General features: G+C 33.4%; 13 protein-coding genes. 2 read left to right on the top strand and 11 right to left on the bottom strand.

Going from position 1 to position 12,707, the window contains the following annotated elements; genetic code table 11:
* The first annotated feature begins 18 nt into the window (after positions 1–18).
* Positions 19–2,571, top strand: a complete 2,553-nt coding sequence (locus tag H5V42_RS13700; RefSeq protein WP_185783745.1) for a phosphoenolpyruvate carboxylase — start codon at positions 19–21, stop codon at positions 2,569–2,571.
* A gap of 69 nt (positions 2,572–2,640) precedes the next feature.
* On the opposite strand, the gene H5V42_RS13695 is transcribed toward H5V42_RS13700, so the two are convergent.
* From H5V42_RS13695 to H5V42_RS13675, 5 genes are all read right to left on the bottom strand, one after another.
* A complete protein-coding gene (locus tag H5V42_RS13695) occupies positions 2,641–2,784 on the bottom strand; it encodes a hypothetical protein (protein WP_185783744.1) in 144 nt (47 codons plus the stop codon).
* A gap of 105 nt (positions 2,785–2,889) precedes the next feature.
* The gene (locus H5V42_RS13690) at positions 2,890–3,768 is read right to left on the bottom strand and encodes a hypothetical protein (RefSeq protein WP_185783743.1); all 879 of its coding nucleotides are present in this window, start codon (positions 3,766–3,768) and stop codon (positions 2,890–2,892) included.
* A 3-nt stretch (positions 3,769–3,771) separates the two neighbouring features.
* Positions 3,772–4,128: a hypothetical protein gene (locus H5V42_RS13685; protein WP_185783742.1), complete on the bottom strand. Its 357-nt coding sequence runs from the start codon at positions 4,126–4,128 to the stop codon at positions 3,772–3,774.
* Positions 4,129–4,152: 24 nt separating this feature from the next.
* Positions 4,153–5,658, bottom strand: a complete 1,506-nt coding sequence (locus H5V42_RS13680; RefSeq protein ID WP_185783741.1) for a M20/M25/M40 family metallo-hydrolase — start codon at positions 5,656–5,658, stop codon at positions 4,153–4,155.
* 59 nt (positions 5,659–5,717) lie between these two features.
* Positions 5,718–5,897, bottom strand: coding sequence for a hypothetical protein (locus H5V42_RS13675; protein ID WP_185783740.1), 180 nt, complete (start codon positions 5,895–5,897; stop codon positions 5,718–5,720).
* Between the two features lie 244 nt (positions 5,898–6,141).
* Between H5V42_RS13675 and H5V42_RS13670 the strand changes: the two genes are divergently transcribed.
* Entirely contained in the window at positions 6,142–7,479 is a 1,338-nt protein-coding gene (locus tag H5V42_RS13670; RefSeq protein WP_185783739.1) for a sensor histidine kinase, read from the top strand.
* 20 nt (positions 7,480–7,499) lie between these two features.
* Here the strand turns inward: H5V42_RS13670 and trpA are convergent, their stop codons facing one another.
* The 6 genes from trpA to H5V42_RS13640 all read right to left on the bottom strand — a co-directional run bounded on the left by trpA (position 7,500) and on the right by H5V42_RS13640 (position 12,707).
* The gene (gene trpA, locus H5V42_RS13665; protein ID WP_185783738.1) at positions 7,500–8,264 is read right to left on the bottom strand and encodes a tryptophan synthase subunit alpha; all 765 of its coding nucleotides are present in this window, start codon (positions 8,262–8,264) and stop codon (positions 7,500–7,502) included.
* Positions 8,265–8,332: 68 nt separating this feature from the next.
* Positions 8,333–9,517, bottom strand: coding sequence for a tryptophan synthase subunit beta (trpB, locus tag H5V42_RS13660; RefSeq protein ID WP_185783737.1), 1,185 nt, complete (start codon positions 9,515–9,517; stop codon positions 8,333–8,335).
* Positions 9,518–9,534: 17 nt separating this feature from the next.
* On the bottom strand, positions 9,535–10,176 hold the full coding sequence (locus H5V42_RS13655; protein ID WP_185783736.1) for a phosphoribosylanthranilate isomerase: 642 nt from the start codon (positions 10,174–10,176) through the stop codon (positions 9,535–9,537).
* Positions 10,173–10,958 carry an indole-3-glycerol phosphate synthase TrpC gene (trpC, locus tag H5V42_RS13650; protein WP_185783735.1) on the bottom strand — a complete coding sequence of 262 codons (786 nt, stop codon included), beginning with the start codon at positions 10,956–10,958 and terminating at the stop codon, positions 10,173–10,175. Before trpC ends, H5V42_RS13655 begins: the two co-directional genes overlap by 4 nt.
* An 81-nt stretch (positions 10,959–11,039) precedes the next feature.
* Entirely contained in the window at positions 11,040–12,035 is a 996-nt protein-coding gene (gene trpD / locus H5V42_RS13645) for an anthranilate phosphoribosyltransferase (protein ID WP_185783734.1), read from the bottom strand.
* Between the two features lie 108 nt (positions 12,036–12,143).
* Positions 12,144–12,707: an anthranilate synthase component II gene (locus H5V42_RS13640; protein WP_185783733.1), complete on the bottom strand. Its 564-nt coding sequence runs from the start codon at positions 12,705–12,707 to the stop codon at positions 12,144–12,146.

Raw genomic sequence — 12,707 nt, 5'->3', positions numbered from 1 at the left:
AAAATACTACGAGAAACTATGAGCCAAATACAAGTTAAAAGGTTAAAAGAATTCAATAAGTCTGTAACCAATAGGTTCAATATTTATAATAGTCTGTTCTTAAGTTTGCCATATGCCGATATGGAAAATGTTGGCATGTTGGTGCCACTATTATTTGACTATTGTGAAAAGGGACTAAAAGCCGGTAAAAAACCACAAGACATCATTGATTCCTTTTTAAAGAACTACACAGATATTGAAGATGAGAAAGGGCGTATAGATTTTATGTTCAGAATAATTCAATACGTAGAAAGGCAAGTAGTATTGTTTGATAGTGTTGAAGATTCTGCCTTTCCAAAACTTCAAGAACACACCAATTCATTATCAATTAAAGATTATTTTGAGTTAGTAGATCAAAATAAAAACTGGGATAAAATAGCAAAAAAGCTATCTACATTTAGTGCTCGTATTGTACTTACTGCACACCCTACCCAGTTTTATACGCCAGCAGTTCTAGACATAATTCAAGAGTTAAGAAATCTTATTGATGCAAATAGAATTGATGATATTGATATTACCCTTCAACAATTAGGATTAACATCTTTAATAAATACTACGAAGCCAACTCCGCTAGATGAAGCTAAAAACATAATTCATATTTTAAGAAATACCTATTATGATGCTATAGGAGAGGTGTTCCAATATGTTAAGAGCAACATTAGAATGGAAGCTTTTAATAACTATGATATTATTAAATTAGGTTTTTGGCCAGGTGGAGACCGTGATGGCAACCCTTTTGTAACAGCAGATATTACACAGCAAGTAGCTGATGAGTTGCGAATTAATTTAATGAAGTGCTACTACAATGACCTTAAAAAGTTACGTAAAAAGTTAACTTTTAAAGGAATTCAAGAACCATTGTTCAAACTGAACCAGGGGTTGTATAGGGCAATGTTTCAAGAAAATTATTTGTTGACCTACGAAGAAATAATTGAAAAACTAGATGAGATTAAGCGCATTTTAATTAAAGATTATCATTCGCTTTATCTACCAGAATTAAATGCGTTACTAGATAAAGTTCATATTTTTAAAACGCATTTTGCGGTATTAGATATCAGACAAGACCACAGTAAACATTATGCTGCTGTTGAAAGTATCTTAAAACAAAACGGTACTATAAAGGATTCTTTAAATGAGTTATCTGAAGATGAATTGGTGAAATTACTTTTAGAAGAATCTCCAAATTTTAAGGTTGATACCATTGAAGATGAAGTGGCTAAGCAAACTCTAATTAATATTGGAAATCTAAAAGAAATTCAAAAGCGTAACGGTGAAGAGGGTTGTAGTAGATATATCATAAGTAATTCTGAAGATATATTTTCTGTATTATTTGTATTTGGCTTGTTTAGATGGATGGGTTGGAAGACAGATGAAATTACATATGACATTGTGCCTCTATTTGAAACTATGAATGGTATGGAGGTGTCAGAGTCTGTTATGCAAAAATTGTTTGATAATCCAATTTATAGAGCGCATTTAGAGCGAAGAAAAGAAACGCATACGATAATGTTGGGCTTTTCTGATGGCACTAAAGACGGTGGGTATCTAAAAGCCAACTGGAGTATTCTAAAAACTAAAGAAACCCTGAGTAAGGTTTGCAAAAAGAATGGTATTAAAGCGTTATTTTTTGATGGTCGTGGTGGACCACCAGCCAGAGGAGGTGGAAAAACACATCGTTTTTATGCTGCCCAAACTAAAGACGTGGCAAACCATGAAATACAACTAACTGTTCAAGGGCAAACAATTACCAGTACTTTTGGTACAAGAGAACAATTTATGCACAATGCCGAACAATTACTAACGGCAGGTTTAAGCAATAATATTTTTGGTAAGGAGCATACCATTTCTGCTGCTGACAGAAAACTAATTGAAGAGTTATCTGAATTAAGCTTTGCTAAATATGATGCCCTAAAACAACACGAGAAATTTATACCATATTTAGAGCATAGAAGTACATTAAAATATTACGGTCGTGCTAATATTGGTAGTAGACCCGGTAAAAGAGGTAATAAAAAGCAACTAACACTTTCAGATTTAAGAGCTATTTCTTTTGTGGGTTCATGGAGTCAATTAAAACAGAACGTACCGGGTTATTTTGGTCTAGGTACAGCCATAGAAAAATTTAAGGAAGAAGGCAGGTTAAAAGAAGTTAAACGACTTTTTAAAGAAGTACCTTTTTTCAGAGCCCTAATGCATAATAGTATGATGGCTTTGTTAAAAACTAATTTTAATTTAACAAGCTATATGAAAGATGACCCAGAATTTGGTGAATTCTGGAATATACTTTATGATGAGTTTAAACTCTCTAAAAAAATGTTATTGCAGATTTCTAGCAGTAAAATTCTAATGGAAGATGAAGCAGTTTCTAGAGAATCTGTAAAAATTAGAGAGAAAATAGTATTACCATTATTGGTTATACAACAAAATGCATTGTACCATATTACTCAAAATTCTGAGTTCAAAGAAGAATACGAGAAAATAGTTACCCGCTCACTTTATGGTAACATTAATGCAAGTAGAAACTCTGCCTAAATTTAGAACGTAGCATAAAAAAAGCCCTTATCATTTTTTGATAAGGGCTTTTTAAGTTAGTTGTATTAACTATTCTTTGTTTTGTTGTTTCTTAATGGTGTCTTTTTCAATATCAAACTTGTTGGTGTTTATTGAAGTATTACCCGATGGGTTTGTTGGATTTGTTTGTTCAACTTTTCTATCAAATTTCTTTTTGTCTTTTATAATTCCCATAACTCTATTTTAATTATTATTCTATTCCTTAGAATATAAGAGATAGGAGGCAAAATTTCCGTTAAGGCCTTGGCAAACCTTTGTTAGTAAATGTTAATTGCAACTTTAATCAAAGGCATAGCGTAATCCAATTCCAAAATCTAAATGTCCGCTACCTATAAGTCTAGTATTGTCTGGTAGCTCATATGTAAATGAACCAGTATTATCTTCTATAGTTACTTTTTTTAGTAGTGCTGAGGTAATTCCTGCTTGTATTCCCAAGCTAAGATTATCATTGATACCAAAATTGTATCCTAAGTTAAAAGAAACACCAAATCCGTTAGCTGTAGAAGTGGATTCACTATTAAAGCTAGATATATCTTTGTATGAAATATAACCAAGAGCAGTATTCCAAACAAAGACATTGCGTTGTGTTTTATTTAAATATCGCATAGAAATTGAGGGTCCAATAAATAAAGTGGTTATTGTAGAGCTTACCACCTCATTAGTGGAATTTCCGAATTCATCAGTGAAAATAATTCCACCCTGCTCAGCTGTAGATTTGTAATAATTAACGGTAATACCAACACCATAATTCTCTAGAAAATAATAACTGTAGTTAAAGTCTAAATGAGAGCCCCATCGAAGCTGTTTTTCATAAGCACTTAATTCTGGTGGAAAAAAACCATCATTTTTACCTGGCTCATAACTTAATCCGCCGCTAAGCGCAAATAAATGTCTTGGGTATTTTTCATAACCAGGTAGACTGTCTTTAGGTATAGCTTGCGCTCTGTTAAAATTGTACTGATAAGCTTTAACTTTATTGGTTTCAATAAGCGTAGATGTATACTTCTGGCCTTTTTTATATATAAAAACAATGTTGTTTTTTTTCACTTTTGTAATCTTACAAAGAATGGAATCGTTAGAAGTGGTTACAATCAAGTCTTGCGAAAAGCTTATCTGCATAACTGCCAAAGCTATAGCGAAGGAAAATAAATATTTCATTTTTTAATTGGAATTGGAGCGGTATACAATAGCATCTAAACGATGGCAAGTTGACCAAAGGTCTGGTTTTTTATGTTTGGTAATATGAACCCAATTACCACCCATTTCTCTAGCTTTTAGTTTCGCTTTTTCTATAGCCATTTCTTTGTTACATTTTAAACTAAAGCCGGTATCTCTGATTCTTATAGTACCTAAAACTTCTACTTGCTCGGGTTTTTTATCATTAATCTCTAAAACACTAACTTCTTTATTGTAGGCAATGGGTTCGTAAGTTTTAAGTGCAGTTGCCTTTGTTTTATGGCTACATGCATATATTCCCATAAATAGAATACTCGCGAGCAGCGGGAAGATTTTTTTCATTTAAAAAGTTTAATTCAAGAACTTTTATTCAGAAATCTTATTGCTCAAAATAGTGTAAAAAGCTTTGATGCCATAAGCTATTTGACCAATTTTTAAGTTCTCATTTGGACTGTGTTGATTGTTGTCTGGGTTCACCATTGGAACAATAAAAGCGGGTATTTTTAACTCATTAATGAACGGAGAGATAGGTACTGTGCCCCCCATAATTCTAATTTGAACTACATCTTCTTCAAAATTTTTAGACATAACATCTAAGAGGTGAATACCATATTTATTGTCAAAATCTGTTCTAAACGCATCAGTTACTGGTCTTTCTTTTAGCATAATTATCTTCTTATGTGCCATTCTTTCTTCTTTAGTTGGCACATGGTCAACAATATAAAACCCTTGTTTAACAATATGTTCTTTTACTAATTTTTTTAAACGGTTACCGTCAGATTCTGGAACTAATCTCAAATCTAGTTCGGCTGTAGCACTTTCTGGAACAATTGTTCTTGCCTTATCTCCGACCCATCCAGAGCTTAAACCTCTTATGTTTAAACTAGGAAATTGTAGGGCTTCTTGGTAAAAGCCACCTACCTTTTCTGCTTCTTTGAATTGTAAGTTTTCTGCAATTACGCGGTCATCATCTGGAACTTTTTTAAGTACAGCCATGATGTTTTCGTCTAAAAATATACCATCATAATACCCGGGAATAGTAACCTTACCATCCGCATCTTTCATTGTAGATAACAATTGGGCTAATTGAAAACCAGGGTTAGGTGCGTAGTTACCATAATGGCCACTGTGTTGTGGTTTAATTGGCCCAAAAGTGGTTAAAGTTAGTGTAGTAATACCTCGGCAACCGTAAACTATGGTAGGCTTTTCAGAGGCATGAACTGGGCCGTCTGCAATTAAAAGAAAATCTGCCTCTAATAGTTCTCGGTATTGTTTAACAGCATCGGGTAGTGGTTTACTACCTTTTTCTTCTTCGCTATCAAGAATAAGTTTTATGTTAAAGGGTATAGTTTTTTCTTCTTTTTGTAATAAATCAATGGCGTTTAAAAACATCACAATGGGCCCCTTGTCGTCAGAAGTTGAACGACCAAACAAACGCCAATCGTAATTTATCTCATCATCGAGTTCGCTAAAATCTGTAGTTACTAAACTATCATTTACAGGCTTTTTAAGCACCATTTGGTATGGATTAGTTTGATTCCATTTAGAGGGCTCAACAGATTGCCCGTCAAAGTGCATATAGATTAAAACTGTGGGTTTTGAATCTTCCATCGGCATTGCCGCAAAAAACAAGGGTAGGTTAGTTGTGGCTAACTCTGCAGTATTAAATCCTCTTTTTTCAAATTGTTTTTTAAGCCAAAAGATATTATCATCAATGTCATCTGCATTCAAAGCATCATTGGGTATCGCAATAAATTCTTTTAATTCTTGAATTGATTTTGCAACCTGAGATTTTATGGTCGTCTCATCTTGAGCATTAGAAAATTGCGAGCTAATTATTAGGGTAAGAAGTGTAACTAGTATCCTCTTCATTTTTAATTAAATTTAAAATGAAAAAGTACGTCATCTTTAAGGTTTGTACAATTTACTTGCTACTTTTTTGCAAGTGCAAGTACAATTTTTCTAACGAGTAAGAGGTAAGGAAATCCGTGTAAAACTACATCGAACCAATCTATAAACCGCATGCCATCTGCACCACCGGCAATCCAACGTATTTTACCCCATAAATGTGGTTCTGGATAAAAAGGTGCAAGACCAAGGGTCAGGCACATTATTATAATGATTTTCCAATCACTAAGAATGCTCAAAAATTAGTGTTTAGTGTTATAGTTAGCGCAATATATACTATTTGAAACGATCTAAAAAGACCCAAGAATGAAAAGTAATTAGTCTAATTCTAAACTATTTAGCTAAAACGAATGGATTCTTATCATAATGCATTTTGTCGAAATAGCTCTATTTTATATAAGAAATAACCTACAATTACGTTTTTGATTTGATTTCACAAAAACCCCTATGTCTGCAATTAAACAAAAACCATTAAAGAAATCATTAGTCTCTTTACATCATTACAGCAAAATTTTTTTGGTGTTGATTGTATTGGTTCTAGCTGGTTTAGTCACCAATTTTTATACTGAATTTACTATAGATGGCTTAAGTAAATATGCGGTAAAACATCTAGTAGTATTTGCCATAACCTTGGTTAGTGCAATTTTATGGAGAGCAAAAGTAATTGGTGCAAGCACGTTATTTTTAATTATCATTTACAGTAATATTTTAAGTTCCACAATTTATTTACCCTTTAGAGCTCAAGATCCTAATTTAAATTTTGAAGGCTATTTTTCACGGGTAGAAATGATATTCTTTGTAATGGGTCTATTATTAGCTGTTTTTGAGAGGCCATGGCATCAATTTGTTGTTATTGGATATAATACTCTTTTTATTATAGCATGTACGTTGTTAATCCCAAATATTGAACTGGGTAAATTTATTTTAGCTTTTATAATTATTTCTTCAGTTGGAGCAATCTCTTACTTTGTTTTTAGTAAGGTGATTGTACTTCAAAATAATTTACAACTCCAAAATGAACAGATTAAAGAGCAAAATAACGAACTGCAAGAGCTTACTAAATTTAGAAAAGAGATAATGCAAATTATAGCTCATGATTTGCGAACTCCTATGCATCAAATCTCTGCAATGGTTGATTTAATATTAGATGAAAAAAATGATTTAGATAGAATGAGTTGTATTCAAATGCTAAAAACAACTGTTGGTAAAACTACTGGTATGTTAGAGGGATTATTAGATTGGTCTATGCAGAGCGATGATTCTGTAAAAAGTTACATGCATTTAAACATTTTTGATGTTGTTGAAGATTTAAAAAGCCAGTTTCATTCTAAGCTTCAAGACAAACAACTAAACATTCAGAACGTAATATCTCAAGATTTAAAAATCTATTACTCAAAACAGGTTATAGAAACTGCGCTTCGGAATTTACTTACCAATGCTATAAAGTTTTCACCGAGTGATACCAAGATTTTAGTTGATACCATAAAAGACGATTCTAGTATACAATTTAGAGTTATCAATAAAGCTAATCAAATAGATACTTCTAAGTTTAAATTAATAAACGAAGGAAAAACAGTGGAAAGTTCTAACGGAACTGCAAACGAAAAAGGTTCTGGAAAGGGGCTTTCTATCGTCAATAAAATATTAGAAAAGAACAAGGGTAAATTGCAAATTTTTGCCCAAGACAATGAGGTAATAGCTACCATTTATTTAGATACAGATGCCTTAGAAAAATTACAAAATTCTACGGTTAGAGAAATGATTTTGTCTAAAATGTCGGCTTAAAAATTATTCTTTTTTAATTCTTAGTTTTTTATTGAATTTACAAAATCCGCAATTTTTTCTGTTCCATTAGCAGTCAACTGTTTTATAAACGCAGAACCTATAATAGCGCCTTTTGTGCTTTTAGTAGCAGCATTAAAAGTTTCTTTATTACTAATGCCAAAACCAACAATTTGTGGTGATTTTAACTTCATTTCTGCAATGCGGTTGAAGTACGATTCTTGTTCTTGCCCGAAACCACTTTTTGCTCCCGTGGTACTGGCAGAACTTACCATATAGATAAAGCCTTCTGAAGAATTATCTATTTGTCTGATTCGCTCATCGCTGGTCTGCGGTGTAATCAAGAACATATTTAATAAACCGTATTTCTTAAACGTAGCTTCATATTCCTCCACATAAACATCTAAGGGTAAGTCTGGTAAAATAAGACCATCAATGCCTATTTCATTACATTTTTTACAAAATGCTTCTACACCATATTGTAAAACGGGATTAAAATACCCCATTATAATTAACGGTAGGGTTATGGTATCTCTAACGTTTTTTAGTTGCTCAAATAACTTTTCGGTTGTCATACCATTTCTTAAGGCGGCGGTTGAACTCTCTTGTATGGTAGGGCCATCCGCTAGAGGGTCACTAAAGGGTAGGCCAATTTCAACCATATCTACTCCGCTTTTTTGTAAATGTTGAAGTACGGGTAGGGTATCTTCTATTTTAGGATAACCTGCTGTAAAATATATACTTAGCAGCTTTTTGTTTTCTTGAAGTTTGGATTGTATTCGATTCATTTTTATAATGTCAATGTTTTAAGAATTAAATCTGAAGTTCTAAACGAACATTGTTTTGTGTTTAATTCTTAAAGTTTAAAATAGTCAATGAAGTTTTGTAAGTCTTTGTCTCCTCTTCCAGAGAGATTAATTACCACAACATCGTCTTTCTTAAATTGTTTTTGGTCAAAAATTGCTAGGGCATGACTGGTTTCAATTGCGGGAATAATACCCTCTAATTTACATAGTTCTAGTCCGGCCTGCATGGCATCATCATCAGTTATTGAAATAAACTCTCCTCTTTTAGAAGTAAATAGGTGAGCATGCATTGGGCCAACCCCGGGATAATCTAGACCTGCAGATATAGAATACGGTTCCGTTATTTGACCATCTGGGGTTTGCATAAGTAAAGTTTTGCTACCGTGTATAATACCAACTTTACCTAATGCCGAGGTAGCGGCACTTTCACCAGTATCTATGCCCTTACCTGCAGCTTCAACCGCTATTATGCCAACTTCTGGTTCATCTAAATAATGATAATACGCACCTGCAGCATTGCTACCACCCCCTACACATGCTACAACATAATCAGGATTTTCTCTGCCTTCTTTTTCTTTTAGTTGCCATTTTATTTCTTCAGAAATTACAGATTGAAATCTGGCCACCATATCTGGATAAGGGTGTGGGCCAACCACCGAGCCAATTATATAATGGGTATCAACCGGATTGTTAATCCAGTCTCTAATAGCTTCGTTTGTAGCATCTTTTAAGGTTCTACTTCCAGAAAGTGCAGGTCTTACCTCAGCGCCTAGCATTTTCATTCGTGCAACATTCGGAGCTTGACGGGCAATATCAATCTCACCCATATAAACTACACACTCTATACCCATAAGTGCACAAACAGTTGCCGTTGCTACCCCATGTTGACCAGCACCGGTTTCGGCAATAATTCTGTTTTTACCCAACCGTTTTGCCATAAGTATTTGGCCAATAGTATTGTTAACTTTATGAGCTCCAGTGTGGCACAAATCTTCTCTTTTTAAGTAAATTTTGGTACCATACTTATTTGATAATCTTTCTGCAAAGTAGAGTGGAGTAGGCCTACCTACATAATCTTTTAATAATTGGTCAAATTCTTCTTTAAAAGAGGGTTCTGCCATTATCTTTAGATAATTTTGTCTTAACTCTTCACAATTTGGATATAGCATTTCTGGAATAAATGCACCTCCAAATTCTCCGTAATATCCTTTTTCGTTAGCGTGATAACTTTTCATTTGTGCTATGTAATACGTTATATGTTCAAAGACCCAAGCTTTTGCTTAAACTCTTTTATTTTTTCAAAATTTTTTAATCCAGGTTCATCTTCAAACTTACTGTTGATGTCTACCGCATAGCAATAATTCGACTCAGGCGTTTTCATAAATGCTAAAATCTCATCAACGTTTTCTATTCCAATTCCACCACTTAAAAAAAAGGGTGTTGTAGATGGATACTTTTGCAAAACTGTCCAATCAAATGTGTATCCGTTGCCTCCGGGTAAATCACCTTTAGTATCAAATAAAAAGTAATCTACATAAGGTTCATATGATTTTAAAATAGAAAAATCAAAGGTGTTCTTGATTGAAAAAACCTTAATAATTTCAATTTGTTGATTGTGTTTACGCTGGGCTATACTTAGGCTTTTACAATACTCTGGACTTTCTTTGCCATGAAGTTGAATGGCGTCTAAATTATAGGCAGAAACAGTTGTTAAAATTTCTTCAACTGTGGCAGTAACAAAAACACCGACCTTTTTAATTAAAGGGTCAATTTTAGGCATTTGATTGTCAAAATATCTAGAAGAGGGCTCCCAAAAAATAAACCCAAGATAGTCTGGCCGCAAAGCCGCTACTTCTTCAATATTTTTGTTTTGTCCACAGATTTTGAGTTTCATCTCATTAATTCCTTTATAAATTCTTGAGCACTTTTTCCCGGGTTAGTTGATTTCATAAAATTTTCGCCAATTAAAAAACCTTGATAACCATATGGTTTTAAAGTTTTAATAGCGTCAATTGTACTTATTCCACTTTCAGACACTTTTACAAATTCATCAGGTATTTCCTCTGATAATACTTTACTGGTATCAAGGCTTACTTCAAAGGTTTTAAGATTTCTATTGTTAACCCCAAGCATATCTAAACTTGGCATTATAGATTTTTGCAATTCTTCTGAATTATGAACTTCTAAAAGTACATCCATACCCAAACTTTTAGCGCGTTCTGAAAGTGTTTTTATTTGCGCTCTTGAAAGTACAGCTGCTATTAAAAGTATAACATCTGCACCATGAGCTTTGGCTTCTAGAACTTGGTATTCATCGATAATAAATTCCTTACGCAATAATGGCATGGTTACTGATGCTCGCGCTAATAACAAATCTTCTAAAGAACCACCAAAATATTTTATGTCTGTTAACACGCTCATGCCACTTACACCGGCTGTTTCATAGGCCCTTGCTACCATACCCACGTTGGTATTTTGGTTGATTGTTTGTTTGCTGGGAGAACGTCTTTTGTGTTCTGCAATTATGCCTGTGCTACTTTCTTTTAAAGCTAGGGCTAAAGAAGGGCTAACCCTATCAAAAAGAACAGATTGTTCTAATTGTTTTGCAGGAATTAAAGTTTTCTTTAATTCTACTTCCTTGTATTTGTCAGCTACTATTTTTTCTAAAATATTCATTTGTAAACTAAATCATTTCTAAATGAGCGAAGCTATTTTGTAATCCAATTAAAAGAAGTTTCAAAAGCGTTCGACATGGCATTAATTTTTACTTAACTCTTGGAGTTTTTTTAATGCTTGTAATCCTTTACCACTTAATAAAGACGCTTTGGCTTTTTCAAAACCTTCTTTTGGCGAACTATTTTCAACAGTAGCAATAGCAACTCCTGCATTGGCACATACCACATTATTTTGAGCATTGGTACCTTTTCCATTTAAAATTGAAAGGAAAATTTGGGCAGAATCTGCTACATCATCACCACCAACTATTTCATTTTGTAAAACACTATCAACTCCAAAATCAGCAGGTACTAACATGGCTTCTGTTCCGCGGCTAATAGTTTTGGTAGCGCCAGTTAAACTTATTTCATCATAACCATCTAAGGCATGGAGTACAGTAAAATTTTTATCGGTGTTTTGATAAAGGTAGCCATACATTCTAGCCAGTTCTAAATTAAAAACACCTACCATTTGGTTTTTAGGAAAGGCCGGATTAACCATTGGACCTAGCATATTAAAAAAGGTTTTTACTGCTAGCTCTCTGCGTATGGGAGCCACATTTTTCATTGCTGGATGAAATAATGGAGCATGTAAAACACAAATACCAGCTTCTTCTATTGATTTTTTAAGAAAGTCTGCTTCGTTACTGAATTTAATGCCTAAAAACTCCATAACATTACTACTACCACATTTTGAAGAAACCCCATAATTACCATGTTTGGTAACTTTAATACCTGCCCCGGCAGTAACAAATGACGCTAATGTTGAAATATTAAATGTGTCTTTACCGTCGCCACCTGTACCGCACAAATCAATAGGATTATATTCACTTAAATCTATAGCAAGGCATAATTCTAGAAGTGCATCTCTAAAACCTTCCAATTCTTCAATTGAAATGCTGCGCATCATATACACCGTCAAAAACGCAGCAATTTGACTGGTGTTATAATCACCTTTAGCAATATTTACTAGTATCTGCTTTGCATCTTCTTTAGAAAGAACTTCGTGATTAATAAGTTTGTTAAGTGTTTCTTTCATGAATATTTTTTTTAAATCTCCGTTTTGGCGAAAATCTTTTTAGCTTTATTCTTTACTTTTAAATGGTATTTTAATTAAGTTCAAATGCTCTTATTTTATATTTAAGCGTCAACCATCTAACCAATTTTTCAACATTTGTTTTCCTTCTGGTGTTAAAACAGATTCTGGATGAAATTGAACACCTCTTACATCGAAAGATTTATGTTTTAAACTCATTAATTGGCCATTCTTATCAAATGAAGTGGCTATTAAATTTTCGGGTAGGTCAGCATCTACTACCCAAGAATGGTATCTACCTACTTGTATTTTTTTTGGTAAATTCTTAAAAATATAATCTTCACCAGTAATTTCAATAATAGAATCTACCCCATGGTAAACTTGGTCTAGATTAATAAGTTGTCCACCATACACCTCACCAATAGCTTGCTGACCAAGACATACACCAAAGATTTTTTTGGTGGGTCCGTATTTTTCAATTATGGGTTTTAAAAGACCGGCTTCGTCTGGTATTCCTGGTCCCGGAGATAAAACTATAAATTCAAACGGTTCTACATCTTCTAGTGTTAATTGGTCGTTACGTTTAACGGTAACTTGAGCACCTAATTCTTCTAGATAATGCACCAAATTATAGGTGAAACTATCGTAGTTATCTATCATTAATACTTTTTTCAT

Source organism: Croceivirga lutea, assembly GCF_014235875.1.
Lineage (GTDB): Bacteria > Bacteroidota > Bacteroidia > Flavobacteriales > Flavobacteriaceae > Croceivirga > Croceivirga lutea.
The sequence above is the reverse complement of the archived record's forward strand: the minus strand, read 5'-3'. Positions and strand labels throughout refer to the sequence as shown.

What these genes read in the sequence shown, in the direction of transcription:
- trpD (WP_185783734.1), bottom strand. Translation starts at nt 12,035, where the DNA reads ATGAAAGAAACACTTAACAAACTTATTAATCACGAAGTTCTTTCTAAA.
- H5V42_RS13690 (WP_185783743.1), bottom strand. Translation starts at nt 3,768, where the DNA reads ATGAAATATTTATTTTCCTTCGCTATAGCTTTGGCAGTTATGCAGATA.
- H5V42_RS13700 (WP_185783745.1), top strand. Translation starts at nt 19, where the DNA reads ATGAGCCAAATACAAGTTAAAAGGTTAAAAGAATTCAATAAGTCTGTA.
- trpA (WP_185783738.1), bottom strand. Translation starts at nt 8,264, where the DNA reads ATGAATCGAATACAATCCAAACTTCAAGAAAACAAAAAGCTGCTAAGT.
- H5V42_RS13675 (WP_185783740.1), bottom strand. Translation starts at nt 5,897, where the DNA reads ATGTGCCTGACCCTTGGTCTTGCACCTTTTTATCCAGAACCACATTTA.
- H5V42_RS13640 (WP_185783733.1), bottom strand. Translation starts at nt 12,707, where the DNA reads ATGAAAAAAGTATTAATGATAGATAACTACGATAGTTTCACCTATAAT.
- H5V42_RS13685 (WP_185783742.1), bottom strand. Translation starts at nt 4,128, where the DNA reads ATGAAAAAAATCTTCCCGCTGCTCGCGAGTATTCTATTTATGGGAATA.
- trpB (WP_185783737.1), bottom strand. Translation starts at nt 9,517, where the DNA reads ATGAAAAGTTATCACGCTAACGAAAAAGGATATTACGGAGAATTTGGA.
- H5V42_RS13680 (WP_185783741.1), bottom strand. Translation starts at nt 5,658, where the DNA reads ATGAAGAGGATACTAGTTACACTTCTTACCCTAATAATTAGCTCGCAA.
- H5V42_RS13655 (WP_185783736.1), bottom strand. Translation starts at nt 10,176, where the DNA reads ATGAAACTCAAAATCTGTGGACAAAACAAAAATATTGAAGAAGTAGCG.
- H5V42_RS13670 (WP_185783739.1), top strand. Translation starts at nt 6,142, where the DNA reads ATGTCTGCAATTAAACAAAAACCATTAAAGAAATCATTAGTCTCTTTA.
- H5V42_RS13695 (WP_185783744.1), bottom strand. Translation starts at nt 2,784, where the DNA reads ATGGGAATTATAAAAGACAAAAAGAAATTTGATAGAAAAGTTGAACAA.
- trpC (WP_185783735.1), bottom strand. Translation starts at nt 10,958, where the DNA reads ATGAATATTTTAGAAAAAATAGTAGCTGACAAATACAAGGAAGTAGAA.